The 25634-nt window shown below is 38.2% G+C and carries 27 protein-coding genes; 19 read left to right on the top strand and 8 right to left on the bottom strand.

Features of this window, described 5'->3' with window-relative positions; translation table 11 throughout:
• Nucleotides 1-504: a helix-turn-helix domain-containing protein gene (locus tag A37Q_RS15740; RefSeq protein ID WP_018298660.1), complete on the bottom strand. Its 504-nt coding sequence runs from the start codon at nt 502-504 to the stop codon at nt 1-3.
• 266 nt (nt 505-770) lie between these two features.
• On the opposite strand from A37Q_RS15740, the gene A37Q_RS0102335 reads away from it, so the two are divergent.
• Together A37Q_RS0102335 and A37Q_RS0102330 are read left to right on the top strand one after the other, a co-directional pair.
• Nucleotides 771-1322 (top strand): GNAT family N-acetyltransferase, encoded by a 552-nt coding sequence (locus A37Q_RS0102335; RefSeq protein WP_051074467.1) that lies wholly within the window; start codon nt 771-773, stop codon nt 1320-1322.
• 144 nt (nt 1323-1466) lie between these two features.
• Nucleotides 1467-1775, top strand: coding sequence for a helix-turn-helix domain-containing protein (locus A37Q_RS0102330; protein WP_018298658.1), 309 nt, complete (start codon nt 1467-1469; stop codon nt 1773-1775).
• Nucleotides 1776-1785: 10 nt separating this feature from the next.
• Here A37Q_RS0102330 and A37Q_RS0102325 read toward each other — a convergent pair whose 3' ends face one another.
• From A37Q_RS0102325 to A37Q_RS14420, 3 genes are all read right to left on the bottom strand, one after another.
• Nucleotides 1786-2565: a class I SAM-dependent methyltransferase gene (locus tag A37Q_RS0102325; RefSeq protein ID WP_018298657.1), complete on the bottom strand. Its 780-nt coding sequence runs from the start codon at nt 2563-2565 to the stop codon at nt 1786-1788.
• A 12-nt stretch (nt 2566-2577) separates the two neighbouring features.
• Entirely contained in the window at nt 2578-3462 is an 885-nt protein-coding gene (xerC, locus tag A37Q_RS0102320) for a tyrosine recombinase XerC (RefSeq protein ID WP_018298656.1), read from the bottom strand.
• Nucleotides 3463-3530: 68 nt separating this feature from the next.
• Entirely contained in the window at nt 3531-4208 is a 678-nt protein-coding gene (locus A37Q_RS14420) for a thiamine diphosphokinase (protein ID WP_018298655.1), read from the bottom strand.
• Between the two features lie 90 nt (nt 4209-4298).
• Here A37Q_RS14420 and A37Q_RS0102310 point away from each other — a divergent pair, with 90 nt between their 5' ends.
• Together A37Q_RS0102310 and A37Q_RS0102305 are read left to right on the top strand one after the other, a co-directional pair.
• Nucleotides 4299-4640 carry an ArsC/Spx/MgsR family protein gene (locus A37Q_RS0102310; protein WP_026196466.1) on the top strand — a complete coding sequence of 114 codons (342 nt, stop codon included), beginning with the start codon at nt 4299-4301 and terminating at the stop codon, nt 4638-4640.
• Between the two features lie 229 nt (nt 4641-4869).
• Nucleotides 4870-6138, top strand: a complete 1269-nt coding sequence (locus A37Q_RS0102305) for an MFS transporter (protein ID WP_018298653.1) — start codon at nt 4870-4872, stop codon at nt 6136-6138.
• Here the strand turns inward: A37Q_RS0102305 and A37Q_RS0102300 are convergent.
• Nucleotides 6133-7107 carry a CorA family divalent cation transporter gene (locus A37Q_RS0102300; protein ID WP_018298652.1) on the bottom strand — a complete coding sequence of 325 codons (975 nt, stop codon included), beginning with the start codon at nt 7105-7107 and terminating at the stop codon, nt 6133-6135. The two genes, A37Q_RS0102305 and A37Q_RS0102300, sit on opposite strands and share 6 nt — an antisense overlap.
• A gap of 93 nt (nt 7108-7200) precedes the next feature.
• On the opposite strand from A37Q_RS0102300, the gene A37Q_RS0102295 reads away from it, so the two are divergent.
• Nucleotides 7201-8283, top strand: a complete 1083-nt coding sequence (locus tag A37Q_RS0102295) for an FUSC family protein (protein ID WP_018298651.1) — start codon at nt 7201-7203, stop codon at nt 8281-8283.
• A gap of 4 nt (nt 8284-8287) precedes the next feature.
• Here the strand turns inward: A37Q_RS0102295 and A37Q_RS0102290 are convergent, their stop codons facing one another.
• From A37Q_RS0102290 to A37Q_RS15735, 3 genes are all read right to left on the bottom strand, one after another.
• The gene (locus A37Q_RS0102290; RefSeq protein ID WP_018298650.1) at nt 8288-9892 is read right to left on the bottom strand and encodes a hypothetical protein; all 1605 of its coding nucleotides are present in this window, start codon (nt 9890-9892) and stop codon (nt 8288-8290) included.
• A 151-nt stretch (nt 9893-10043) separates the two neighbouring features.
• Entirely contained in the window at nt 10044-11915 is a 1872-nt protein-coding gene (locus tag A37Q_RS0102285; protein ID WP_018298649.1) for an APC family permease, read from the bottom strand.
• A gap of 76 nt (nt 11916-11991) precedes the next feature.
• Entirely contained in the window at nt 11992-13038 is a 1047-nt protein-coding gene (locus tag A37Q_RS15735) for a cache domain-containing protein (RefSeq protein WP_026196465.1), read from the bottom strand.
• Between the two features lie 213 nt (nt 13039-13251).
• On the opposite strand from A37Q_RS15735, the gene A37Q_RS15730 reads away from it, so the two are divergent.
• From A37Q_RS15730 to purE, 14 genes are all read left to right on the top strand, one after another.
• Nucleotides 13252-13899, top strand: coding sequence for a DUF47 domain-containing protein (locus A37Q_RS15730; RefSeq protein ID WP_018298647.1), 648 nt, complete (start codon nt 13252-13254; stop codon nt 13897-13899).
• Nucleotide 13900: 1 nt separating this feature from the next.
• The gene (locus A37Q_RS0102270; RefSeq protein WP_018298646.1) at nt 13901-14917 is read left to right on the top strand and encodes an inorganic phosphate transporter; all 1017 of its coding nucleotides are present in this window, start codon (nt 13901-13903) and stop codon (nt 14915-14917) included.
• A 111-nt stretch (nt 14918-15028) separates the two neighbouring features.
• On the top strand, nt 15029-15949 hold the full coding sequence (locus A37Q_RS0102265; protein ID WP_018298645.1) for a Ppx/GppA family phosphatase: 921 nt from the start codon (nt 15029-15031) through the stop codon (nt 15947-15949).
• A gap of 28 nt (nt 15950-15977) precedes the next feature.
• Nucleotides 15978-17228: a replication-associated recombination protein A gene (locus tag A37Q_RS0102260; protein ID WP_018298644.1), complete on the top strand. Its 1251-nt coding sequence runs from the start codon at nt 15978-15980 to the stop codon at nt 17226-17228.
• A gap of 128 nt (nt 17229-17356) precedes the next feature.
• Entirely contained in the window at nt 17357-17992 is a 636-nt protein-coding gene (locus A37Q_RS0102255; protein ID WP_018298643.1) for a ParA family protein, read from the top strand.
• Nucleotides 17989-18903: a ParB/RepB/Spo0J family partition protein gene (locus A37Q_RS0102250; RefSeq protein ID WP_018298642.1), complete on the top strand. Its 915-nt coding sequence runs from the start codon at nt 17989-17991 to the stop codon at nt 18901-18903. The genes A37Q_RS0102255 and A37Q_RS0102250 overlap by 4 nt, the downstream gene beginning before the upstream one ends.
• A gap of 12 nt (nt 18904-18915) precedes the next feature.
• The gene (locus tag A37Q_RS0102245) at nt 18916-19626 is read left to right on the top strand and encodes a glutamine amidotransferase-related protein (protein ID WP_018298641.1); all 711 of its coding nucleotides are present in this window, start codon (nt 18916-18918) and stop codon (nt 19624-19626) included.
• Nucleotides 19627-20511 carry an SGNH/GDSL hydrolase family protein gene (locus tag A37Q_RS0102240; RefSeq protein WP_018298640.1) on the top strand — a complete coding sequence of 295 codons (885 nt, stop codon included), beginning with the start codon at nt 19627-19629 and terminating at the stop codon, nt 20509-20511.
• A gap of 156 nt (nt 20512-20667) precedes the next feature.
• The gene (locus A37Q_RS16470; protein WP_018298639.1) at nt 20668-21054 is read left to right on the top strand and encodes a nuclear transport factor 2 family protein; all 387 of its coding nucleotides are present in this window, start codon (nt 20668-20670) and stop codon (nt 21052-21054) included.
• A 33-nt stretch (nt 21055-21087) separates the two neighbouring features.
• A complete protein-coding gene (locus A37Q_RS0102230; protein ID WP_018298638.1) occupies nt 21088-21372 on the top strand; it encodes a hypothetical protein in 285 nt (94 codons plus the stop codon).
• Nucleotides 21373-21503: 131 nt separating this feature from the next.
• Entirely contained in the window at nt 21504-22142 is a 639-nt protein-coding gene (locus A37Q_RS0102220) for a hypothetical protein (RefSeq protein ID WP_018298636.1), read from the top strand.
• Nucleotides 22143-22229: 87 nt separating this feature from the next.
• Complete coding sequence (glyQ, locus tag A37Q_RS0102215) at nt 22230-23129, top strand: glycine--tRNA ligase subunit alpha (RefSeq protein WP_018298635.1); 900 nt, start codon at nt 22230-22232, stop codon at nt 23127-23129.
• A gap of 55 nt (nt 23130-23184) precedes the next feature.
• Complete coding sequence (locus tag A37Q_RS0102210) at nt 23185-25095, top strand: glycerophosphodiester phosphodiesterase family protein (protein ID WP_018298634.1); 1911 nt, start codon at nt 23185-23187, stop codon at nt 25093-25095.
• 8 nt (nt 25096-25103) lie between these two features.
• Nucleotides 25104-25595, top strand: coding sequence for a 5-(carboxyamino)imidazole ribonucleotide mutase (purE, locus tag A37Q_RS0102205; RefSeq protein ID WP_018298633.1), 492 nt, complete (start codon nt 25104-25106; stop codon nt 25593-25595).
• Nucleotides 25596-25634: the final 39 nt, after the last annotated feature.

Raw genomic sequence — 25634 nt, 5'->3', positions numbered from 1 at the left:
TTAAGGCTGATCAGTCTTGTTCTTAGTAGTGTCGTGCTCATCTTGTGTGACTGGTGGAGCGATGTTAGTTGCTGCTGTATCTGCACTAGAAGGTGTAACTACCGGTGAGGGGAGTGTGACAACACTTTGCTTTAATGCATTGGCCTTTTCTTGTTGGTATAAAGCATGCACGGTATAGCCAAGCGCAACAATAAGAATCAAAATAATAAGCCGATTAATATAATCAAATGCTTTCATTTTACCTTTTCTTGAGCGCTTATAGTCTAAATAGTCAATACGGTTTAATAGTCGGATAATCCTTTTCTCAGGAATACCCAAAGTTTCAGCATATTTACGAAAATAGTTTTTTAAGGATGGTGTTGGTAAGTTAAGTGAAAATATATCAGCCGATTCTTCCAGCATTTCAATTGTTTTTGCTGAAAAACTCATTTTGCTGGCAACACCTTCAACGGAAAGTTTATTCTTTTCTCGTATGGTTTTTAGGTATTGTTGATAGCTCTTCATCTTGTTAATAACTCAGTATCTCGGTATAGTTAGCTAGTATAATTCTCAATTGTAAGTGCAGCAACTCTTTTGCAGGCGCAAAGTAAGAAAATAGCCGAAGTTAAGCGTTGTTTGACGGATGATTTGTGTGAATATAATACAAAAGTAACCGATGGTTACTTTTAATTACAGGTAGTGGATTTTTTAGATTAAAATATGATAATTTAAAGTCTGAGCTTTGCTCATGCATTTATTTTCGTTGGGAGGAGGTGAAAAACTAGATGGCCATGAGCGAAGCGATCAAATTATATGATGAGAAGGAAATACGACAAGAGAAAAGGAGTGCTGATGAGGTTATAATGAGGCGGGCATTGCCCGAGGATACCGAAGCCATTTGTCAGATTATTCAGCAAGAGAGTGTTTATAAAGATACATTACAATATCCCTATCGACAGACTGAGCACAAGCGAAAAAGGCTAGCAGAGTTTACTGATCATGCTATTTTTCTTGTTGCAGTGCTTGAGGGTAGCGTTATTGGTGAGGTTGGGGTGAATATTGAAAAAAATCCTCGCCGTTCTTATGCAGGTAATATTTCTATTATTCTGGATGAGAATTATCGTTCTATGGGTATTGCAAGCAAAATGTTGAGCACACTTGTTGAGCTTTCTGATAATTGGTTGGGTCTAAAACGTTTGGAGCTGACGGTATTTTATGACAATAACCCTGCAATTTGCCTGTATGAAAAACATGGGTTTAAGGTGGAGGGAAGGCTTTGCCAGTATGCTCTAAGGGCAGGTAAATATGTTGATGTATTAACCATGGCAAGGCTAAAAGAGTAAAATTACCGACAAAATCGTAAATTTTAGGTTGAAAAGCGAATTTTTTTAACTCTCCTGTATTGTGGATGGAGTTAAATTGCATTAATCTATCTTGTGAGGTTTAAAATCATGATAAGTCAACATTGTTTCATTTAGGGGGAAACTATGGCTGCTACAATGCATTATATATTAAAGCCGAATGATGATTCGGCTAGTACATTTCCGTTGAGGGAAGTGGTGAAAAAACGTGTACAACAGTACTATAAAAATATTTCTCAGGAGGGCGAAGTGCCTGAGGATGTCTATCAGTTGATTATGGAAGAAACCGAGTGGCCAATGATTGAGGCGACAATGGAGTTTACCGGTCATAATCAAAGTAGATCGGCAAGAATTCTGGGGCTGAATCGTGGTACTTTCCGTAAAAAGCTCGAGCTCTACAGTATGGATGGCGTGAGCGATGATGATAATACCTAGTTACTTTGTATTATTTCGTTAGCTGATAGATATCAAATCGACTGCTTTTGCCAATAATCTGACTCGTAGGTTGTTTCTGGCAAAGCACGTCTCCTTTTCTTGGTCTTTTTACAATAACTTTTGATTGAGCTATTTCGCTTGCCTTATCAAAGAGTAAGCTATTATTGTCAGATAATGTGGCGTTTGTTTCACCGTGAAGCTGTTGTAAAAATTGCATATTTTTCTTCACTTTGGCTGATTTTTGTCTTTCAGGAAACATAGGGTCAAGATAGGCAATATCAAAGCCAGTAGCCTGATCTTGTGTGCTGTTAGCTTTATAAGTTGCACTATTTGCAAATAACAGCGTGATATTTTGCGCGATATGATAAAGCGCACTTTCTTCTGCGCGTATAAGCGCATCTTTGAAAAGTAAATAGGGATATGGAGAGTGCTCTAATGCTGTAACTTTATGACCTCGTGCGGCTAACATAAAGCTATCTTGTCCTAACCCGGCTGTCATATCAATGATATTTAATTGTCTTTTTAGCTTTCCTTCAACCGCTTTAATCAGATCAGGTTTTTGTGCTTTTGGGTCTATTTTTGAGCGTATGGCTGATGAGTTAAAATCAACACAAAGATAGCTGGAGTTAGGTGTTTGATTGAGTATCAGAGCATTATTCAATATGCTGAGATAAAATGTTGCTTTAGGCGGTGATTCCATAAATTGGCAGGGGATATTTGTATCGCTAATAAGTGCTTCAATCTGGGCTCTATCAGATGGCTTTGGGGTGTGGCAAATAACGGTATGCATGTTTTACTCTCTTTATTCTTTATTCTTTTTTGCTCTTGGATGCGATTGATCATAGGCACTTGCAAGTTGCTGAAAGTCTAAATGGGTATAGATTTGCGTTGTAGAGATATCACTGTGACCAAGTAGTTTTTGTACAGCCAGCAGATCTTTAGATGATTCAAGTAAATGGCTAGCAAACGCATGTCGTATCATATGTGGGTGAATATGTTTTTGTGCGTGTTGAAGTGCAAATTTTTCAAATCGCTTCTGTACGGTTCGTGGGGAAATAGCTTTGTTGTTTTTTGCACTAAAGAGATAGTTGCTATTGATGTTAAGCTTCTCTCGTGTCTTAAGCCAAAGTTGAATGGCCAAGATTGCTGCATTGCCAATAGGTACAATCCGCTCTTTTTTGCCTTTTCCAAGGACACGAAGAAGCTTTTGCGAGAAGTTAATATCTTCTAAGCAAATAGAGATAAGTTCGCTCAATCTGATTCCTGAAGAGTAAATGATTTCGAGCATCGCTAAATCACGAATAACAAAGACATCATCACTTTTAAGATTCAGTAGATTTTGCATTTCATCAACATCCAACGTCTTTGGCAGCTTTTTTTCGGCTTTTGGTGCTTTGATATTTTGTGCTGGGTTATTAGATAGTTGATGATATTCTTCTAGGTGTCTATAGAAAGAGCGAACGGCGCTGAGTTTCCTTTGAATAGAGCGCTGAGAGAGTTTTTTACTGTGAAGAAGTTTAATCCAAGATTTAATGTGTTGGCTTGTTGCTTGATTAAAGCACAGGTTATTTTTTTGTAAGAAATCATAAAAGGATAATAAATCACGGCGGTAACTATGAATGGTATGTTCAGAGTAATTACGCTGCTGGTGGAGAAAATCTAAAAATGAAGTAAGTTGGTTCAGCATGATTGTTCTCTTGTTTTAACTATGTTCGCCTCGGTGCCTATATTAGTATATATCAATAGCAGAGTGACCTATGATGGTAGGTGTGTTTTTTCATCAAAGTTATGGTAGGGTTCATGGGAGATTATAATGAGCCCATTGCCATTTTTATATTGTATTTCTACTTTGTTCTTTACAGCATGGTTACGAGCCCCTAGCTGACCATCAAAGGCAAGTTGTGCATCGTTGAGCGGGTATTTGCATCCAGTTAGAGTAATATTATCAAGTTGCATCAAAGGGATAATAGAAATCATTTTTCCTTTAACGTTTTCTATGGATGTGCTTGGGTTTAATAGAAAGCTGTAGCTATATTCATCAATGAGCTTAAGTGTCAGTAAAGATTTGTAACGAAGTAGAATAAAAATATTTGAAAGTGTATGGTCTAATTCGCCTCCGCCTGCACCAAATATCAAGACTTCTTTAAAGCCTTGATCATAGAGGTAGCTAAGCGCCTTTTCAAAATCAGTAAAATTTTGATCTTCTTTCAGTATATATTTACGTTTGATATCAGTTGTGAGTGATGTTGCTGAATCACCGTCACCAATGATGGCAACCAGTTTTTCAATCAAAGGTTTTGATGTGGCAATTTTATGATAAGCGCCATCGGCGCAGTAGAGGGGTAAAGTTTGATGCTGTTGTGTAATATAACGCTCACAAAAAGCTAAATTAACCTCTCCATTGATAAATAGAATTGCTTGCTTTGATGACATTGTTTAAACCCCAAGTGCTGTTATTCCTTGCCAAAGCTGTATCCTAAGGTAGTATGCATGGATATGCAAGTGGTCATTAAAAGGTGTTCAATGTATAAGCTGTACCATAATCCAAATTGTAGTAAGTCAAGAGCGGCGCTTAAATATATTCATGAGAGCAGTATTCCTTGTGAGGTGATAACCTATTTGTCAGCGCCATTAACGGAGCAAGATTTGCTTAGAGTAAAAAAGAAGCTCGTTCAAAATAAATTAGAGTTAGTTCGTATAACTGACAAGGCTTTTGAAGCATTAAATCTCAATCATGATCTGAGTGAAAATGATATTGTTCCTTTGTTAATGGAGCACCCAGAGTTGATGCAGCGGCCCATTCTAGAGACTGAAAATAAAGCGGCAATTGGCAGACCTCTGGAGAATATTTTAAATATACTTTGAATATACTGTGATTTCTTAATACAAAATAGTGAATATCTCAAAGAAAACAAGAGTATTGCCACTATCAGGATAAAGCTATAGAGCGCATAATTGGCACTAGGCAGGAGGCCTGGACTCATACACACTCCCCCTTTGTTACCTAGAGTTTATTACACGGAAGTTAATGGGTCTCTTGTTCTAAGTTATTTTCTAGTTTATGCTGTGTTAAATCATTCATATGGACAGCTAAATGCAAAAGATGCAAGATAAGTTAAAGCCAAACTTTGCGATGTTATTTGCACCAATTATCAGTATGTGTATTTTGACCGTTGGCAATACTTTCTATATGACATACACGACATTGGAATTGGAAAAAATGGGGCAGGCGAATTGGGTGATTGGTCTTGTTTCAGCAGCCTATTTTACTGGGATGATGCTAGGGTCTTATTTCACACAGAAATTAATTGTTCGCATTGGCTATATTCGAGGCTATGTGCTTTTTGCCACAATGATGGCTTTAGGTGCAATGCTGCAAGGGATTTTTTATGCCCCTATTCTTTGGGGTGCATTTCGCTTTATTTGTGGCTATGCTTTGGCTGGACTTTTTATTGTGGTGGAAAGCTGGTGTCTTGAGGGGGCGGGAAGTGCCTATAAGGGCAGAGTATTATCGATTTATCTTTTGTTATATTATTTTGTTCAAGCATCAGGTCAGTATTTATTGAATATTGATTTTGGTAGTGTCCTTTTGGCTTTTTGTGTTATTTCCATGTTCGCTTCATTGTCAATTATTCCAGTCAGTTTGACCAAGTTTGAAATGCCACGTCAAGAAAGAGTTGAGCTCTTATCTCCTTGGGTCATCTTTAAAAGAGCGCCTCTTGGAATATGGGCGTCATTTGTTGCTGGTGTGATATTGGGAAGTATTTATACAATATATCCACTATTTTTAAAACAAGTTAACTATCCTGCCGATACAATATCAACGATGATGTTTGCAATTATTATTGGTGGAATGCTACTGCAAATTCCAATTGGCAAGCTCTCTGATATTATGGATAGAAGAAAAGTGCTTCTTTTTATGCTAATTGGTGCAACCGTTGTCTCTGTGCTTGTCTGCTTAATTCATAACTCTTTTTATGAGATGATTCTTCTTTCATTTATTCTTGGAGGATTAACCTTCACGATTTATCCTATCTCAATCAGTCATACAAGTGATTATTTGGATCCAGATCAATTGGTGGGTGTTATTGGCCTTTTGGCATTAGCCTATGGTGTGGGGTCAATGTTTGGTCCTGTGTTGGCAACTTCTTTTATGTCGATCTTTGGCAGTTTTGGTTTCTTTATCTTTGTCGCTATTATGTGTATCGCTTTGATTTTGTATACACTATGGCGCTTTAGTGTCAGGGTAACCCCTGCGGCCGAAGATGATAAAGTTCAGTTCCAGCAAATGGCGCCGGAGTCTTCAGCTGCTTCTGAGGCATTGGTTGAGCAGCAGCTAATAGATGACAAAAATGATTCATAGCCATTTTAGTTTTTTTAACAGAAGATATTGGAGTATAAAAAATACAATTAAGATAATACAGACAATGGCAAAGCCAAGGGCACTGTTTGCCCCTGGGATGCCGCCAACATTAATTCCAAGGAGACCCGTAATAAATGTTAAAGGCAGAAAAATAGCGGTAATGATGGATAAAACATACATGCGGTTATTTAGGTTTCCCTGAGTAATGGCTACAATTTGATCATAGATAATGCTAACGCGTCCATGGAGTGTTTCAAGATCTTCAAGTATCCGTGTGTAAGTGTTAGCAATCTCTTGAATATAGGGGGCTTCTTTATCATTAAACCAAGTTAGCTTATCAGTCTGGATGCGCAATATGGCTTCTCGTTGTGGTAAAAGGTAGCGTCGAAGGAGAATAATCTTGCGCTTAAGTGCGTTTAGATCACTATAAATATGGCCGTTAGCAGTGTTAAGCTTTACTGTTTGATTGATTTGATCTTCAAACTGATCAATTGAGTGATCAATTTTAGCGCATGCCTCAAGTGAACTATCTGTGACAGCCAATAGAAAATCATTAATGAAATCAGAAGCACTAACGGGGCCTGTGCCAGTATTGAAACTATTAATAACTGTTTTAACGGAGTTCAGCTCATACTTATGTACGCTCACAATCAAGTTTTCTTGCACATATAGCCTGACAGAGATCATATCACCTGTATTTTGCAAAGTGGTGTTTTTATTGACACCTCTAATGGTGCAAAGAAGGGTATTGTTATTGATAATGGTTCTGGGGCGAGTATCTTTTGCGCATAGCACATGTGAGGCAAACTCTGGAATTACCTTGGTATCACGAAGAAATTTTTGTGCAATTTTGAGATCAAGTTGGATCCATAAAAGCTGATCTTTATATTCAGAAAAGTTGATATTGCTTTCAAGCTTATTGGCATGTCCCTTTTTATCCAGCTGATAAATGGCAATATGCTCTTTCATCTGTAATCCTTTGATAAACTGATATGATTATGATTGTAGAGAACAAATAAAATGCGCGCAAATTTTCTTGGTATATACTAAAAGATACATTTAATGTTGTTGCTTTGTTGTATGTTAGGGCTTGGGAAATTTAGGGTTAAAAATTTTGCCATTCACACGATAGAATCGCACATCAGCGCACTTGTTTCACTTTTGGTGGTGTTAGTTCTTGCCTTGATTCAATTGTTTTATATGCCTCAAAATGACTATATGCTAAGTGCTATTATCAGTGCCACTTTATTTAGTGTTTACCAGCCGAGGCTCTTTGGCAAATCGATTAATCTGAAGCTTATAATGGGGCTTATTATTAGTTTGTTATTAGGCGTGGTAGTCTTTTTGGCAAGCTACTTATATTATCTAAATTTCGTGGGTTACACGCTCGTGTTGGTGATATTGCTTATGCTAACTTGTATGAGCTGTTGTGCACGTTTACATATTAGCGCAGGCGTATGGATTCTAACGGATATCTACATTGTTTTTTCAGGTTTTTCTGGGGATGTTATACATGCGTTATATACGGGTGTTTTCGCTTCATTGGCAGGGCTCTTATTGGTGCTAGTTCTCTGGTTAAAGAACTTTATTTTTCATCCAAATCGATACCGAACAATGAGAAAAGAGGTGCTCTTTCCTAAGCATTCATTTCATTTGAGTAAAGGGGTGCTGTTATATTCTCTAAGGCTTGTAGTGGCTGTATTATGTGCGTTGATTATTAGCTATTATTTTGATTTGTTTGCTGGGTTTTGGGTTCCAATGACCGTTTTTGTGGTAATGAAGCCAAGTATCCATAAAACCTTAAACGCACTAAAGCATCGTTTATGGGGAACAATCATTGGTGCTATGCTTGCACTGCCTATTGTGCTGTATATCCACTCAAGTATTATCATTTTGTTGATACTGCTTATATGTATCTACGGTATTGTTATTACCTTAGCAAAACACTATGGCGCTTATACATTCTTTTTGACATTGGGTGTGATTATTGCCCCCGCATTGGGGCATTATTTCTCTGAGAAAATGCTCTTAGAAGCACGCGTTAGTGCAACTTTTATCGGGCTTGTCACCGTGATGGTTATTGTTTTATTTGCCTATTCACCTAAAGCAATTAAAAGACTGCAAAATAAATATAGGGCATATTAGGCTTTTAGCTGAGGGTTCCTGACAGAACAGTTAGCTTTTGACGATTATGTGGTTTGACTACAAGATATAACTTGTCTCCATCGTTGTTTTGAGCGATATCATAGCCATCAAGCTCTCCAAATTTTGATGATATAGAGTTACTATAATCCAAGAAGGTATTGCTTTTAGAGTTATATTCCTGAAAATAAAAAGTTCCAGAATCTATAGTTACGTTGTTCCCTGGATTGAATTTAGGAAATAACCCGCTGAGATATACATGGTCATTGTAAGCAAAAAAGCGAACAGGGGCCTCTTGAATGATGAAGCCTGAGTCATCATATTTGGGGAAGTTGAATGTATTTTTTAAGATAAATTGCTTTCCATCGTACTCATAGACTGGTGCTATAAGATTTACGCCAAAAGGGTAATTTTGGCTGATTGACTCAATTATATAGGTTAAAAATAGATTCCCTGTTTTTTTATCATAGGCTAAATGAGGGTAGGTGATTGAGCAATATTGAGATATGTTTTGACACTTTTGAGTGGGCTCATTAAATAGAATCTTATTCCATGTCTTTTGGTTAATGTCATATTTCTGCACCTGCAAAGTGTCATGCGCATTAAGATAAGTAACATAGATGTTTCCATTTTGTTCTACAGTCATTGCAGGCTCTTGACCAGAATGGTTGGACAGCTGAAAGTTGTTAGATATAGGCTTTATCTTGTCTGATGGTGTTGCAGTATCATAATAGCCAATTCGTAGTCTATTTTGCCTAGAGTGATTATTGCCTAAAAATGCACCAGTTTCACTAAAAGCAATATAAATTTTACTACCTGTCCAATCTCTTTTTAAGGTGGCAATACTTGACCATGGTGTAATATAGCCTGGAGTAGAGGTGTTTAATAGTTGTATGGCTTTATGTGTTTGCGCTGAATACATGCTAAAGTGAACGAAACCTTCAGTTGTCCCTGTATTAGTTGAAGAAAAGTATAAATTATCGTTCTTATCAGATATACATGAATTTTCTGTATTATTAGCATTAATTTGATAGGCTGGAGTCCATTTTTTATTTTTATACTGATATACCTGATAACTGTTTTGTTGTTCTGGAGCTAAAATAGTAATTTGGTCAGCTTGCATTCCTGTGACTAATAATGGAGCTGTAGAGCCAAGCATATTCACATTAAGTTGCGTAAGTGATTGATTAAAGAAGCTTCTATTACCATTTTTAACGGTATGGATATGTTGTATTTTTGATAAGCCTTTTCCACCTGTACTTAAGGTGATTATATGATTGCATGTATCTGCATTGGTCGGTGTGATGGTGAAAGTTTCTGAGCCAGCGTTGACAGTTAATTTAAGCTTTGATGGAGATATAGTGAATTTATGCTCACATGTATCATTTTCACTGATTTGTATAGTTTTAGTTGCTGTACTTAGTTTAATCGGGTTTTTTGCGTTTAACGAAACTTCTACTAGGTAGCTTTCTCCTTGAGTAAGTGCATCTGGTATAGCGGAGATAGAAGTAGTAATCGGGTTATCATCTTTGGGCTGGCTGCTATCAGATCCGCCGCCACCACAGGCAACTAATATTTGACTTAATGCTAATACAAATAAACTCTTTTTCATCTCTTTCCCCCTGTAATCATAAAAGTATATCAGAGGTGATTATGGGGTAAGAGTATATCTCTAGTGTGTATTATTGTTAATAAACTGTAAATTTATTATCAAACTCATCTGCAAAAAGCGTTAGGCGGTTATAATACATGACTGTAATTAGTCATACCGTTAATTGATAAGGCACTTCCACAATTACACGCGCCTTACCTTTTGTTTCGCTGCGACTCACGGTTTTAAGTCCCCAGCGTAAAAGCGCCGTTTTTTGATTATGTAACAGGCTTTGCCAGAAGCGGGTGGTTTCTGCTTTTGGTAAAACCAGTACCGAAAGCCCTTTTTCTGGTTCTTTTAGATCACGTTTTCTAATGTATTTAATTAAGGGTCTTGTGATAGATTGATATTGAGACTCAAGTATAACAAGCTCTTCTGGGAAATTAAGCTCTTTCCATAGGCGTTGTAACTTGGCAGTTTTTTCATCATTTAAATTAACAACAACAGGTGTGACATCTTTTGAAATTTTGCGTGCAAACTCAAGTGCAGCAATGGTGCCTTTATGTAGTTTTGAAATAGGGACAACTACTTTTGACTCTGAGTCTTTATGTAGTGAGGCTTCCATCAGCCCCATATCAGTGCTTAAGGAGAGCTCTCTATCAACACGAGTATAGTGTTTATTAATAATATAAAAGATAAAGATTAAAATCGGTAGTGCAACAATAACAATCCAAGCACCTTCAAAGAACTTGGACTCAATAACGACAATAACAGCGATAAAAGTACACACACAACCAAAGCTATTAATAGAGGCTTTGATCCACCAGCTTCGTACCTCACGCCTTTGTTTATGCCAAAAGTGAACAAGGCCAGCTTGACACAGGGTGAATGCTAAAAATACACCAATGGAATATAAAGGAATAAGGGCACTTGTATTGGCATCAAAAATAATGATAAGAACACAAGCAAAAACAGCCAAAGCAAAAATACCATTACTAAAGGCAAGTCTATCTCCCACGTTTTGTAGCTGTCTTGGTAAAAACCCATCTCGACTGATCATTGAAGCTAAAAGAGGGAAGCCTGCAAAGGAAGTGTTAGCAGCGAGAAGTAAGATAAGGCAGGTGACAGTTTGAAGCAAATAATAAAAAAAGCCATATCCATAAATTTTATGGCCAATTTGTGATAGTAAACTTTGATCGGTTAGTGGTTGGAGTTCGAGTTTTGCTGCTAAAAAAGAAATGCCAAGAAACATCGAGATCAGAAGGATTACTAAAACCATTAAAGTGATCGCTGCATTTTTTGCTCGCGGTTTTTTGAAAGATTTCACGCCATTGGCAACCGCTTCAATTCCCGTCATCGCTGAACATCCAGATGAAAATGCACGTAAGATAAGAGTCAGTGTTAACACGCCTGTAATAGGTGCCATCAAATCATTTGCATGACTATAATCAACAGGTGATAAGTTGCCTGTTAAGTAGCGATAACCACCAATGCCAATCATCACTAGAATCACAACAACAAATGCATAAGTTGGCCACATGAAGGCACTTGCCGATTCTCTAAGCCCTCGAAGATTCATCCACATAATAAGGATAATAGCAATAATTGCCAGTAAAACTGCATGCCCTGAAATTTCAGGAAAGGCTGAAGTAATGGCGAGAATGCCCGCTGAAACACTCACAGCAACAGTTAAAATATAATCCAGCATTAAAGCGCCAGCAGCAAGTAATCCCATGAAGGTTCCAAGGTTTTCTCTGGCAACGATATAAGCGCCGCCTCCCTCTGGATAGGCATCGATGGCTTGCTTGTAGGAAACCCCAACAATAACAATCAAAAGCGCAATAAACATGGCAATATGTAGTGACATGCTAAGAGCAGCTGTGCCGGCTAGAATCAAAACAGTTAAAATCTCACCTGTCGCATAAGCAACAGAGGACAGGGCATCAGAAGAAAAAATAGCTAAGGCGTGTTTTTTTGAGAGTGCATGCTCTTCAGCATTTGCTTTTGGTATTGGATCCCCAAAGATCAGGCGTCCAATTCTCATAGTATCTATCCGGTGTTAAGGTTGTATAAAACTGCTGTGAAATGTACACCAAAAACCTTTTTTTGGCAAATGGTACTCATTTTTCAGATGGGGCTGTCTTATTAAATACATTCACTAAAATCCAACGAGTCTCAGGGATTAACGTTGCATTGATGCCATAGCGTTGTTGTTTAAAATTAAAACTCATATACCAGTTATCTCTATGCTCGTATTTTTGAATGTAAGCAAGTAGGGTTTCAGAAGCACTGTTAAACAAAGCACTCTTAGACGCTTGACCCTTTAGTTTCTTTTGTGTAATTGTTTTGGTGCTCATGAAATATGTGAGGTTTTTTTCTCCCAAATGAGTTGTTGAACTGGCAACGGCAAGTGCATTTTGAGTCATTAAGAAAAAGCTGCCAAAGTATGCTTTAGGGAGCATAAGTGAGCTAGCTAAGTTTGACAGTGTAATATCGATTGAGGAGACGGCAAGTAGTTTACCTTTATCATAGATAGGGTAAGAGGCAGTTACCATCAGTCCATCTCCAACTAAATCCATATAAGGTGCAGACCAGCCAACTTTTTTGTTTTTAAAATCAGCGGCAAGATAAAAAGGACTTTTGGTTGGGTTTTTGTTGTGAACTGCATCTTGTAGCGGGACATAAGGGTAAATAGCCATCAGCTCATTGGCTGTTGTGATATAAACCCAGCCATCATTAAAAAATTGATAAAGGCTCGGAAATACCGCTTTAATCTCAGAGATCGCTGCAATTTCTCGCCAAAGCTCAGGGGTGATTTTCTTCTCATTTAATATATAGCTTGAGAGATAGGGCACACGGTAAGCTAGATTTTGATTATTTTGCGTTGCTGTAAAGCTCAAAGCGCGAATATTCTCTTGTACATCACTTTTGCTTAATAGATCACCTTTGTTGAAGGTTTTAAGCGTTGATAAATTTTGATAATGCATCAGATAGCGATTCCCAAGAAAAGTTGCTGATTTTGACACTGCTGTTAGCTTCTCATTAATCTCTTGTGCCATTTTATTCAACATGAAATTTCGAAACGTTGTATCTTGCTGCATATTTGCAGCAACACCCATTGTTATCGTTAAGAAACATATAGATATAAACATGATTAACTTTTTCATTTAACCCTCGTGATGGCTGTTTGGCTGCTATATCCATGAGTGTAGCTAGAAGGTGATTTTTTTCAAAGTGAGTCATATCATTTTAGGGATTTTTATAGGCTAAGCGGGTATTACACTTTTGTCAGAAGAAAAATTCCAAAAGAATGGCTTGTATTTTATTTCGATGGGCTTATTATGCCTATTTATCAAACTTGATTTGTAAAAAAGACGTTTATGTTACGAAAAATTATTAAAACGTTAATCCCTAATCGTGGGGAAGTTTTTTTTGACTTATTTATAAAAGCGACAGATTGTGTCTGCCATGCCTCTAATTTACTGGTTGATATTATCAATGAGAAAAACCCTGATAAATCAGCCAAGCTTGCTGCAGAGCTTAGGATGCAAAGGCAGCGGGCGGTCGATGTTAATAAGGAAATAGCAACGCAGTTGAATCAGCAGTTTATTACGCCTATTGATCGAGGGGATATTTTTCATTTAGCAGGGGTGCTGTTAAAGCTGACAAAGCGGATTATTAAAATCAATAAAAAATTGCAGCTTCACGGCATTGGTGCAGACACAGATGATTGTTTAATCCGCTCGGTGGAGACACTGCAAAAAATCACCGAAACGCTTAAGGTGCTAATGGTCGCCTTTAAAGCTAAAGATGAGCAGCAAATCAAACTACAAGATCAGAAAGTAGCTGAGCTTGAAGAGGGTGTTGTTGAAGATTTGGGGCATGTATTAGAGCAAATTAAAATCCAGCAATATGATGCGTTAACAGTGATTAAAATTAAAGAAGTTTACAAAGCGATTGAATCAGCAGTTGATACCAGTGTAACGCTGTGTGATGGCGTGATGCGTGTTTATGTGAAGGAAATATAATATGCTAATCGTTTTGATTTGCATTATTGTTATTGCGCTTTTCTTTGAGTTTATTAATGGCTTTCATGATGTTGCTAATGTGGTTGCAACGCCGATTGCATCAAAATCACTCTCACCCTATCAGGCCATTATTCTGGCAGCAATATTTAACTTCGTGGGTGCTTTTTTAGGCACAGCGGTTGCAACAACCATTTCAAAAGGGCTTGTTGATGCTAATGTGATTACACATTTGGTGCTGATATCAGCACTCATCGCTGCGATTGGCTGGAATCTCTTTACGTGGTATTTTGGTATTCCGTCGAGTTCATCTCATGCGCTTATTGGCTCTTTGGTTGGCGCAGCGATTGCTGTGAGTAATTTTCAAAGTGTGCATTATGGGACGTTAATTGGCAAAGTCATTATTCCGATGATCTTCTCCCCTATTTTGGCATTTTTTATTGCGTTAATTTTGGTGATTATCGTCTTTCGAATTTTATCAAAGAGTAAAAGGCCAAGAAAAGCGAATAATTTTGTACGCGAGTTGCAGGTTTTCTCAAGCAGTCTTTTGGCATTAAGCCACGGCTCAAATGATGCGCAAAAGACCATGTCAATTATTACCCTTGCGCTCTTTAGTTTCGGGGTTGTGAGTACGGTGTCACATATTCCTGTATGGGTGATTGCACTTTGTGCTTTAACCATGGCGCTTGGGACGCTTGCAGGCGGAATGCGTATTATCAAGACGCTGACGACAAGAGTGGCAAAACTTGGTCCTGCAAATAGTTTTTCAGCTGAACTTAGCTCAGGACTTTTAATCTTAGGGGCATCACATGTTGGTTTACCTGTCAGTACAACACAGGCTGCTTCAGGTTCAATTATGGGTGCAGGTTATCCTGAAAGTGGCGGTGTCAACTGGCGTGTAGTCAAGGCAATGGCAACTGCTTGGCTGCTAACACTGCCGTGCTGCATGATAACAAGTTTTGTTATTTACAAGCTTTTGGCACTTATTTTTGGTGATTTGGGTATCTCTTTAAACATCTAATCAAGACTGTGTAAGTGTTATTTTCTCTTCTCTAAAAAATTCAAGCTTCGCTACTCGAGGAAATAAAATTATGCTATTATTTTGACGGATTTGATTATTAAAGAGATATTTATGTCGAGTAAAAAAGTTGCCACGATTGATCTTGGTTCAAATAGCTTTCATATGCTGATTTCTGAGATTTACACAGATGGCGAAATCAAAGAGTTGTATCGCGGTAAAAGCAAAGTGCAGCTTCGCTCTGGTCTAACAGAGGCGCATGGACTTACGGATGAGGCGCAAGAAAGAGCGCTTGAGTGTTTAGAGAACTTCACACTTTCACTGAAGCATTATCAAGTTGATGAAGTAAAAGTTGTTGGGACTTATACGCTTCGTAAAGCAAAGGAGAATATTGCTACATTTTTAAAACGTGCAGAGCAGATACTGGAAGCAAAAGTAGAAGTGATTTCAGGTGAAGAAGAGGCGCGTTTAGTATATGTTGGCGCCTCAGCCAATACAAAAGCACAGAAGAAAAAAGCGCTGATTGTTGATATCGGTGGTGGTTCAACTGAGCTTGTGATTGGCAAAAATCAAGATCTTAAAGCCTTGGTTAGTCTTGAAATGGGCTGTGTAAGCATGCAAAATAAATTTTTTGCTGATGGTCTTTTGACGCTGAGTAATTTCACAAGAGCAATCCAGCATGCCTGCCAGCTGATCGAACCAATTGCAAATGAATATCTTCAGCATGGGTGGGAAATGTCTTTAGGTTCTTCTGGAACCATTCGTTCTATCGCTGATGTTGCACTGGCAAATAACTACTCTGATGGCGCGATTACACGTGAGGTTATGGAAGCTTTGGCAGTAAAACTTTTAGAGAAAAAAGTGGTTGCCAACATTCACTTTAATGGACTAAGGCAAGATAGAGAGAGTATTTTAGCGGGTGGCTTTTGTGTTCTTTATGCACTTTTTGATCGCTTGAATATTAAAAAAATGTTGAAATCTGATGGTGCGTTAAGAGAGGGGATGCTGTATGAAATTGTTAATAACTATCACTAAAAAAACATATGTGATGTAATCTTAAAATATGATTATGCAACCGCTTGCTTATCGAGTAAGACCAAAAAAACTAAGTGAATATGTTGGCCAGTCCCATCTTGTTGGCGAGGGAAAAATACTGTTAAGAATGCTTGCCAAAAACCAACTTGTGTCTATGATTTTTGTCGGCAATCCGGGCGTGGGGAAAACGACTTTGGCAAAGTTATTAGCAGGCAGTTTAAACTGGCAGTTTATAGAGCTTTCTGCTGTACAATCTGGGGTTAAAGATATCAAATTAGCCGTTAACAAAGCACTTGAAAGTGAAAAAGGAACGGTGCTTTTTCTAGATGAGATACATCGTTTTAACAAAGCACAGCAAGATGCACTCTTGCCACATGTTGAAAATGGTACACTTGTTTTAATTGGCGCAACTACAGAGAATCCTTTTTTTGCAATTAATAATGCATTGTTGTCACGAATGACAGTTTTGCGGCTCAATGCATTGTCTTTAGATGATATCAAATCACTGGTGCAGCATGCACTCATTACAGATGAAATTTTAAAAGAGCATCAGATTTCGATGGACAGTGAAGTCATCGAGCATCTTTATCACATCAGTGATGGGGATTCTCGTCGCGTGTTAAATCTGATTGAGTCTATGTTTATTATTTCTGATCCAAAAGAAAAGAAATATCACTTTACAGTTGATCTTCTAAAGTCTGTAGCAGGTGAGTATGCGCATAAGATGGATAAAGGCGGGGATTATTTTTATGATCAACTCTCAGCATTTCATAAATCAGTACGAGGGTCAGACCCTGATGCTGCAGTTTTTTGGCTTGCGAATATGATTGAAAGTGGAGCTGACCCCTTTGTTATCGCAAGAAGAATGCTTTGTATTGCATCGGAAGATATTGGTAATGCTGATCCCAAGGCACTCACAATTGCTTTGGATGCTTGGCAGTCCTACGAGCGTCTGGGTTTACCAGAGGGGCGTTTACCTTTAATTCAAGCTGCAATTTATTTGGCAGTTGCCCCAAAATCAAATGCCTCTTATTTGGCATATAAATCTGTTTTTAAGGATCTTAAGGCGCAAACGCAAATAGAGGTACCTTATCATTTAAGAAACATTGAGGTGGCAGGGAGCGCTCAGGTGAGAGCACAATATAAATACCCACATGATTATCCAAATGCGTATGTTAAACAGCAGTATTTGCCAGATGGCGTGTTAGGTGGGTACTATAAACCAAATAATCAAGGATTAGAGATTAAGATTTCAGAAAAGCTGAAACGCCTTCGTTGATTGATTTTTGTTCCAAGAGTCAAAAGCAAGATAAAAAGAGCTTTGAAATGCGATCACATGGGCTTTATTTTGTTTTGGTTTGTGTATAATGTTCTATGAGTATAAAAAATTTGTGACTAAGTTAATCAATGAAAAAAGCAAATATTATTGCATTACTACAGCAAAAAGGCGGCTCTGGTAAAACGACCACGGCGATGAATATTGCAGGCGGTCTTCGTGAACTGGGATTTCATGTTCTTGTCGTGGATATGGATAAAGACAAACCGGATGCTTGGTCGTGGGCAGCAAAAAGTGAAGAGTTTGCTGACTCGGTGATTCAGGTTGATGAGAAAAATGCACGTGAGGCGTTATCTGGTGTCAGGGAAAAAGCTGATTTTGTGATTATTGATACGCCACCTAATTTTCAAACAGCGGCACTTAAAGCTGCGCTTTTATCTGATCTGGTGGTTATTCCAGCAGCACCAAGTGGAATGGATCTTTCAGGGCTTTTGGAAGCGAAAGATTTAGCACTCACCGCAGATCGTCCCTATAAGCTTCTTGCTAATCGTGTCCTTAAGAACTCCAATATGTCTCGTAGTCTTTTAAATGTGCTGGAAGAAGAAGGTCAAGCATTTAGCACTTATATTCCACAGAGTGTGAAGTTTGTTGAAGCAGAGGCAACAGGACAATATATAGGTGAATACGCGCCTGAAAGCTATGTGCATATACAGGTGAGAAAGCTATCCAAAGAAATCGTGGCACTTTTTGAGAAGGCAAGTGTATGAGTAAAATTTCACTTTCAAATCGAAAGCGTATCTCGGATTTAAATCAGAAAGTAGATACAACGAGTGATAAAAAAGATGAATTGTTAGCACTCCAACTTCAGGAAATTAATCAAGAAGCTGAGCGTGCCAACTTGCTTAAAGATATTATTTTAACTGAGTTATTACCAGACCCAAACCAGCCAAGAAAAACCTTTAGAAATATTGATGCTCTGGCAAAAAGTATTGAAGAGAACGGTATTATTCAGCCAATCATTGTCACACCGAAAAAAGAAGATGGGTTTTATCATATTATTGCTGGCGAGCGGCGCTTTAGAGCGGCCAAACAAGCAGGACTTCATGTTATTCCATGCATTTTGCGTGAGGAAGCAGATAGTGATATTTTGATTTTGCAGCTTCTTGAAAATGAGCAACGTGAAAAGGTTTCCCCTTTTGAAGAAGCAGATGCACTTGTGGAGCTGGTGAGTCATAAGAAGGTGCCAAAGGCACATGTTGCAAAGTCACTTGGACGTGATCCAAGTTGGATTTCAATGCGCTTGAAATTGGCAAAAGCTTCAAGTGTTATTCGTGCGCTGTCAAAGGATGGCTTTGTTGATGATGTCAGAACCTTATACGAGCTTAAAAAACTTGAAGATGAATTGCCGCAGGTGGCAAATGAGTTTATTAGGAAAGTGCGTACAAATCGTGTTCAAGGTGCTTACAGGCAGGCAATCAAGCGAGCAAAAGATAATTGGCATAAAAAAGAGCTCGCTGAAGATCAGAAGCTTGAAGCAATCAAAATTGAAAGTGTTTCATTATTAGACAAGGGTGAGCTGTGTTTAAAAGCAGCAAATGAGCATGCGGGGCATCGTTATACATTTTCTTTCTCTGACGAGGCGTTTAAACAGTTAAAATCATTGCTTTTAGACGAATAATGGCGATAACCTATGAAATTGGCAATTTTCCAAGCAGATCATATTCCAGAGTATCGTCATAAAATCTCAGGGGGAAATTACCCCAACATGTTTGCAAATTTATTCTTAAAAGTATCTGCAATTGTTGATTTGGAAGTTTTTGATGTCACAAAGGGAATTTATCCTGATAACTTTGACAGCTATGATGGGTTTATTATTACTGGTTCAAAAGCCACTTGTTTTGAAAAAACACCATGGATTGTACGTTTAGAAGAGCAAATTCAACATCTTTTTGCAATGGGAAAACGGATTATTGGTATTTGCTTTGGTCATCAAATTTTGGCGCAAGCATTAGGAGGTAAGGTGGAAAGAGCTGATACTGGTTGGGGAGTTGGTGTGCACTCTATTCATATGCTCTCACAGAAGCCTTGGATGCAGCCATTTTATAATCATGTTAGTTTGACCTTTTATCATCAGGATCAAGTGAAACATTTGCCTGAACAGGCAGAGCTGGTTGCAACGAATCAATACTGTCCTGTGCAGATGTTTGTGGTAAATAATCAAATATGGGGAATGCAAGCACACCCTGAAATGTTGCGTGCACATAATCATCTGTTATTGACAGAGCGTAAAAACCTGTTAAATCAACAATTTGGCTCGGCAATTGATAGCCTTCGTATACGTGATCATGGTAGTGTAGTGGGTCAGTGGATGGTGAACTTTTTTGAAATGGAGGATAAATAGATGAATATTAGCCGTATTGTTGTGTTTGGAGATAGCCTTCAGGATAATGGTAATCTGATCAAGACGCTTGAGATTCCAGGTGAGCCATATGATAAAGGGCGCTTTAGTGACGGTAAGGTGGCAAGTGAGTACCTTACTGTAATGCTTGAACAGAAGCAAGCTACGAATAATAAGGTGCTATTAAGTAACTATGCTATTGGTGGTGCGTATACAAGTGGTAAAAACCCAAAATCACTATTGACTGGACATGCGCTTAGTGTTTTTGATCAAGTGGATCAATTTGTGGCAGATGAGGCGCGCTTTCAGGCTGAAGATCTTGTTATGATTAATGGAGGTGGAAACAACTTCCTATTTACTTTACATAATGAGTGGCCTTATTTTAATCTTCCGGGTGCGTACCGAGTTGCTAACGATTTAGCGGCGCTTGTTGATAGAGTGATAAAGTTGGGGGCGAAAAATTTACTGGTATGGAATGTGCCTGATGTAACGAAAGTCCCAGCCTATGAGGTAACACCATTTCCATCACCTGTTGTAAAAGTGCTAAAAAAATACATTAAATCCCAAGTTGATAAAGAGAATAAGAAGTTAGATAAAGCTTTAATTGCTTTGCGTTTTAAATATCCAAATGTCAGAGTTAATCTATTTGATGCACACAGACTCTTTTTAGATGTAATGGATTCGCCTGAGGGTTTTGGCTTTGAAAATGTGACTGAGGCTTGTGTGAAAAGTTTTGGTGGCGTGGATGAAAAAGGCATTGTGCAAACAGATATTCATATTGATCACGATCCAGTTACGCATTTATTCTGGGATTATGTTCATCCAACCACTAAAGCACATAAAATGCTTGCGGAGTATATGCTAAAGGCGATTTTCCCGCTGTCATAATTTCTATACTCGCTTATTAATCAATCAGACTATCTTCTAATACCCAATGTCTTAATTAAACAAATATTCGTCTTAATTTATATAATCAGCTAATTTTTCATGCGCTACACTGTTAATTATAAGGTTTGTTCAATGAACTATAAGAGGTGTAAGTCAATGTTAAAGGAAAAGTTGAAATATTTATTTGAAAGTGCGTATTTGCCAGAAACAGATGTAGATAAGCTTATTCATGACTGTGTTGATAAATCATATCAGCAGTATGTTGATGGGCATACATTAAACTTTGCGGGCTTTTTGGAGCATGTTAAAAAGCAAAGGGAACTTGTTAAATCTGTTCGTTTTGAGTTTAAATATTTGGTTGAAGAGGGAGATATGGTGGCTTCATTGCATCAAGTGAGCGCGCTTAAAAATGATGGAAGTGAGATCTTGGCAGAAGTGCATGCATTTTTCTCATTTAAAAATGGATTGTTAATTGGGTGTGATGAAAGAACTCGAATTTTGCAAGGTGAGAAAACAGATGAAGCGTTAGCGCATATAAGATAAAAAAGTAACAAATGAAAAAGTGGGAAGTAGACAATGGATAAAAGTGTGAATAGAAGTATTACGCCAGAGGAGTTATTTCCAAATGGCCCTGATGCTCTGGTAATCAACGGGGTGAAAATTCGCAAAGGAACGATTGCTTCAAGTATTAAAAATGCGGCTATTATTGATGATGAAGATGCAAGTTTCATTGAGAAAGAAAAAGCTTGGGAGTACTTAAAAGAAGCACTTCCTAAGCTTGAAAAAGCCTTTAATATTAGCCAGATTATTACTTGGAATAATCCTAGAGTAAATGAGTTAACCTTTGCTTGTTATATTTAACCAAACACTTACAATTCGATTTAAAAAATATTTGACCTTATACCGTATTTTTGCGATGATTGAGCGCTATTTAATCTGGGAGTGGATTGGGTTAGCGTTTTGAGAAAAGATATTGGGTGTTTTTGAATATTATGCGTAAGAAGTATGGTTATATAGTTGTTTTTTTATTAGCGATGCTCGCTTCTCAGAGTTTAGTGGCAGCTTCATCTGTCGACAGTTCAAGTGCTATTGGTCCTGATGATGCTGCGGCTGTAACAAGTACACAAACAGAGCAATCAGCGTCAAAGGATAAAGACAGTACAAGCTCAAATGATAAAACAAATGATAAAGCAAAGGACAATGCAGATAATCAAGGTTTTTGGAACTTTCTGAAAGGAACAGCGCCGGAAAATGCGGTATTTCTGGGCATGTTTACTTGGCATTTTAACCCTGAAAGTAGAAAGGATGATCGAGCCTCTAATAATCTTGTCGGCGGGTTGTACAACAGCATTTTCTTTGGCACACTTCTAAACTCATTTAGTGATCGTGCGTTTGTGGTTGGGGTGCAACGGGATCTATACACACATAGTTTCACGCCAAATTCAAAATTTTCAGCAGGGTACCGTATTGGTATTATCACTGGGTATGACCAAAGGATGGCTGATATCGCAAGGTATCTGCCAGCACTGCCTTTCCCTGAGCTTTATATTGATTATGCATATCATAATATTGGGGTTGAACTATCTTATGTGGGCGTAGTGGCAACGGCTAAGTTTTTCATCCGTTTTTAACTTTAAGTGCAGCAAAATTATCACTGTAAAATACATTATGAGTGGTATATACTTTCCCAAGGATTTTAAAGCAAACTAGAGATTGGTATGTTAACCTTTCAAGAGATTATTTTTACCTTGCAAAAGTACTGGGCAGATAAAGGTTGTGCGATTGTGCAGCCATTTGATATGGAAGTAGGTGCCGGTACATTTCATCCTGCGACTTTTCTAAGAGCGATTGGACCTGAGCCTTGGAATGCTGCTTATGTTCAGCCCTCAAGACGACCAACAGATGGTCGTTACGGTGAAAACCCAAATCGAACACAACATTATTACCAGTTTCAAGTTGTCATGAAACCTTCGCCGGATAATCTTCAAGAGCTGTATTTAGGCTCATTACGAGCATTGGGAATTGATCCTTTAGAGCATGATATTCGCTTTGTTGAAGATAACTGGGAGTCTCCAACACTTGGTGCTTGGGGACTTGGCTGGGAAGTCTGGGCAAATGGCATGGAAGTCACGCAATTTACTTACTTTCAACAGGTAGGCGGTCTTGAGTGTAAGCCTGTTACAGGAGAGATTACCTATGGACTGGAAAGGCTTGCAATGTATTTGCAAAATGTTGATAGTATGTATGATTTACTGTGGAGTAATACGGCAGTCGGCCCTATTTATTATCGCGATGTTTTTCATCAAAATGAAGTTGAGATGTCAAAATATAACTTTGAAGAGGCGGATATTGAACATCTTTTTGCTGAATTTGATTTTTGTGAAAAAGAGTCAAAGCGCCTTTTAGATAAGGCTTTAGCGCTGCCTGCGTATGAGATGATGTTAAAAGCATCTCATGTTTTTAACCTTTTAGATGCCAGACATGCAATCTCAGTCACTGAGCGCCAGCGATATATTTTGAGAGTCAGAGCTTTGTCAAAAGGCATTGCTGAGGCATATTATACAACAAGAGAATCACTTGGTTTTCCTATTTTAGATAATGTCAAAGAAGTTGTTTAAATCTAGGGAGAACTCTCTGGAATATTAGTGGATTTGATTAAATCGAGGTAGATAAATGAAGCTTCCACAATTGATTGCTCATCGCGGGGCAAATAGAATTTTTCCTGAAAATACCATGGCAGCATTTAAAGCCGCAAAGTTGAATCATGTCAATTGGATTGAGCTTGATGTGCAGCTGTCAAAAGATGGTGTGCTTTTTATTTTTCATGATGATAATGCCAAAAGGTTAACATCGTTAGATCGAGAAATAACCGAGCTTAATTGGGATGAAATACAAACGCTTAAGATATTAAAAGAAGAATTTGCCAAAGAGGGGGTTTTTCACATACCAAAGCTAAGTGAATATTTAAAATGGATGTGTGAAAACCCTGATATACATACCAATATAGAGATTAAAGTCGCTAAAAATGCAACTGCCGAGTATCAAGAGTCACTTGTGCATGCACTACTGTCAATGCTCGATGAGTATAAGGTATTGAAAGATAGAATATTACTCTCTAGCTTTTCACCATTTGTCATGGAAGTGCTTGCTTGCTCTCAACGCGAGATTGCAACACACCTTCTGGTCCATGTTGATAATTGGGAGAAAGTGACAGATGATGTGGTTAAAGAGATAAAAGCTTTATATCAGCGATGTAGGTGCATTGCAATTGCGATTAATAATACACATTTGACCAAAGCGCGTGTGACATGGTTAAAAGCGCAATTTTCCCATGTACTTGTATATGGTGATCATATTCTTTCAGATAATGACGTGATGGGTTTGATCGATATGAATGTGGATAGTATTTTCATTGATGATGTTAAGCAAAGATGCTTGATAGAAAAACCAGCGAATCATAATAACTTGGTTGTTAGCTTTCTTGCCACTGGAGATGAAATTACAACGGGTGATATTATCAATACAAATACGCCAAAACTTGCGGCGAATTTGTATGAAATGGGATTTCAAACGGCAATTCATTTAACAGCTGATGATCAACATAAGAATATTGAAGAGGCGCTTTTGTTTTTGCTCGAACGTTCAGATATTGTGATTACAGTTGGCGGTCTTGGGCCAACAGAAGATGACAAAACAGCAGAGTCAATTGCAAATGTAACAAACTGTCCGCTTGAGTTTTATGCCCCTTCATGGGAGAGAATTTATGCGCGAGTATCTAAAAGGTTCTCTCAAGTGCCGGAGATCAATAAAAAGCAAGCCTATTTCCCCAAAGGGGCTAAAGTCATTGAGAATGCTTTAGGAACAGCAGATGGCTGTTATTTGCATATAGATAATAAACATATATTTATGCTGCCTGGGCCGCCGAGTGAATGCTTTGGTATGTACCGGGATATCGAGCCGATGTTACAAAGCCTAGGGGCAGAGAGAAAACATATTTATCATTGGAATTTGCTTGGTGCATCAGAGGCGCATATTGCCAAAAGAATCGAGCCTATTGCAAAGAAATATAATGAAGCGTTGGGCTATCGTGCAGCCTATCCTTACTTAGAGGTGAAATTGCACAGTAGAAAGGAAAAAGCACTTTTAGATAAGTTGGCTGAAGAGATAGATCAAAGTATTGAGATATTTACTGCTTCAAGAGAAAAAGCCTATGCAAGTGATATTTTAAAGCGCTACTTGACATCCGGCCTGTATCAGATAAAGCTAAAAAGAGATGTGACCAAAGGTTATGTTCACAGTCAAATGGTTCTACTGGAAAGAATGATAGAAAAATCACCCAAGGATGTTCGCTATAAAATAGAGCTTCAGACTTCAGGAATGGAGCAATTCTGGCAAGATAAAGACGCTGTTGTTGATACAATAGGTTGTGAAATTCAGCTTGTTGATTTATGTGGTGCTCACGATATACCAGAGGAAATCCACAAAGCCGAGGTTAAATTTTCCAATAAAGACAGTGAGAGCTTTTTATTTGTCTATGAATGGCTCGCATCTGAAATAAATAAATTCATTACAAAGTTAAGGTAGTCATATAAATGGAAACATCCGCAATTATTGGTGTTGTTATGGGTTCTAAGTCTGACTGGGAGACAATGAAGCATGCAACGGAGACATTAAAGGCGCTAGGGGTTCCTTATGAAGTGCAAGTGGTGTCGGCACATCGAACTCCAGATCTGTTATTTGAATATGCTGAAACAGCAGAATCAAAAGGATTACACGCGATTATCGCGGGGGCAGGCGGTGCGGCACATTTACCGGGAATGTTAGCAGCAAAAACGCATATTCCTGTTTTGGGTGTGCCAGTTCAGTCAAGGGCGCTATCGGGTCAAGATTCTCTATTATCGATTGTTCAGATGCCAGCAGGTGTGCCTGTTGCCACTTTTGCCATTGGTCGAGCGGGTGCGGTTAATGCGGCACTTTTTGCTTGCAGCATGTTAGCAAATCAATACACAGAGTTTAATGAGGCGATTAAAACTTTTCGTGAAACGCAAACAGATAAAGTGCTAGAAGATCCATTTCTCGAGTGATTGGTATATACGCTAAAGGACATTGCTTGAAAGGAGTCA

Source organism: Fangia hongkongensis FSC776 = DSM 21703, from assembly GCF_000379445.1.
GTDB classification, from domain to species: domain Bacteria; phylum Pseudomonadota; class Gammaproteobacteria; order Francisellales; family Francisellaceae; genus Fangia; species Fangia hongkongensis.
Note: the sequence above shows the minus strand (reverse complement) of the source record. Positions and strands in the feature narration are given on the sequence as shown.

Coding starts and splice junctions, on each gene's coding strand:
- A37Q_RS15740 (WP_018298660.1), bottom strand. CDS start 504: ATGAAGAGCTATCAACAATACCTAAAAACCATACGAGAAAAGAATAAA.
- A37Q_RS0102335 (WP_051074467.1), top strand. CDS start 771: ATGAGCGAAGCGATCAAATTATATGATGAGAAGGAAATACGACAAGAG.
- A37Q_RS0102330 (WP_018298658.1), top strand. CDS start 1,467: ATGGCTGCTACAATGCATTATATATTAAAGCCGAATGATGATTCGGCT.
- A37Q_RS0102325 (WP_018298657.1), bottom strand. CDS start 2,565: ATGCATACCGTTATTTGCCACACCCCAAAGCCATCTGATAGAGCCCAG.
- xerC (WP_018298656.1), bottom strand. CDS start 3,462: ATGCTGAACCAACTTACTTCATTTTTAGATTTTCTCCACCAGCAGCGT.
- A37Q_RS14420 (WP_018298655.1), bottom strand. CDS start 4,208: ATGTCATCAAAGCAAGCAATTCTATTTATCAATGGAGAGGTTAATTTA.
- A37Q_RS0102310 (WP_026196466.1), top strand. CDS start 4,299: ATGTATAAGCTGTACCATAATCCAAATTGTAGTAAGTCAAGAGCGGCG.
- A37Q_RS0102305 (WP_018298653.1), top strand. CDS start 4,870: ATGCAAAAGATGCAAGATAAGTTAAAGCCAAACTTTGCGATGTTATTT.
- A37Q_RS0102300 (WP_018298652.1), bottom strand. CDS start 7,107: ATGAAAGAGCATATTGCCATTTATCAGCTGGATAAAAAGGGACATGCC.
- A37Q_RS0102295 (WP_018298651.1), top strand. CDS start 7,201: ATGTTGTTGCTTTGTTGTATGTTAGGGCTTGGGAAATTTAGGGTTAAA.
- A37Q_RS0102290 (WP_018298650.1), bottom strand. CDS start 9,892: ATGAAAAAGAGTTTATTTGTATTAGCATTAAGTCAAATATTAGTTGCC.
- A37Q_RS0102285 (WP_018298649.1), bottom strand. CDS start 11,915: ATGAGAATTGGACGCCTGATCTTTGGGGATCCAATACCAAAAGCAAAT.
- A37Q_RS15735 (WP_026196465.1), bottom strand. CDS start 13,038: ATGAAAAAGTTAATCATGTTTATATCTATATGTTTCTTAACGATAACA.
- A37Q_RS15730 (WP_018298647.1), top strand. CDS start 13,252: ATGTTACGAAAAATTATTAAAACGTTAATCCCTAATCGTGGGGAAGTT.
- A37Q_RS0102270 (WP_018298646.1), top strand. CDS start 13,901: ATGCTAATCGTTTTGATTTGCATTATTGTTATTGCGCTTTTCTTTGAG.
- A37Q_RS0102265 (WP_018298645.1), top strand. CDS start 15,029: ATGTCGAGTAAAAAAGTTGCCACGATTGATCTTGGTTCAAATAGCTTT.
- A37Q_RS0102260 (WP_018298644.1), top strand. CDS start 15,978: ATGATTATGCAACCGCTTGCTTATCGAGTAAGACCAAAAAAACTAAGT.
- A37Q_RS0102255 (WP_018298643.1), top strand. CDS start 17,357: ATGAAAAAAGCAAATATTATTGCATTACTACAGCAAAAAGGCGGCTCT.
- A37Q_RS0102250 (WP_018298642.1), top strand. CDS start 17,989: ATGAGTAAAATTTCACTTTCAAATCGAAAGCGTATCTCGGATTTAAAT.
- A37Q_RS0102245 (WP_018298641.1), top strand. CDS start 18,916: ATGAAATTGGCAATTTTCCAAGCAGATCATATTCCAGAGTATCGTCAT.
- A37Q_RS0102240 (WP_018298640.1), top strand. CDS start 19,627: ATGAATATTAGCCGTATTGTTGTGTTTGGAGATAGCCTTCAGGATAAT.
- A37Q_RS16470 (WP_018298639.1), top strand. CDS start 20,668: ATGTTAAAGGAAAAGTTGAAATATTTATTTGAAAGTGCGTATTTGCCA.
- A37Q_RS0102230 (WP_018298638.1), top strand. CDS start 21,088: ATGGATAAAAGTGTGAATAGAAGTATTACGCCAGAGGAGTTATTTCCA.
- A37Q_RS0102220 (WP_018298636.1), top strand. CDS start 21,504: ATGCGTAAGAAGTATGGTTATATAGTTGTTTTTTTATTAGCGATGCTC.
- glyQ (WP_018298635.1), top strand. CDS start 22,230: ATGTTAACCTTTCAAGAGATTATTTTTACCTTGCAAAAGTACTGGGCA.
- A37Q_RS0102210 (WP_018298634.1), top strand. CDS start 23,185: ATGAAGCTTCCACAATTGATTGCTCATCGCGGGGCAAATAGAATTTTT.
- purE (WP_018298633.1), top strand. CDS start 25,104: ATGGAAACATCCGCAATTATTGGTGTTGTTATGGGTTCTAAGTCTGAC.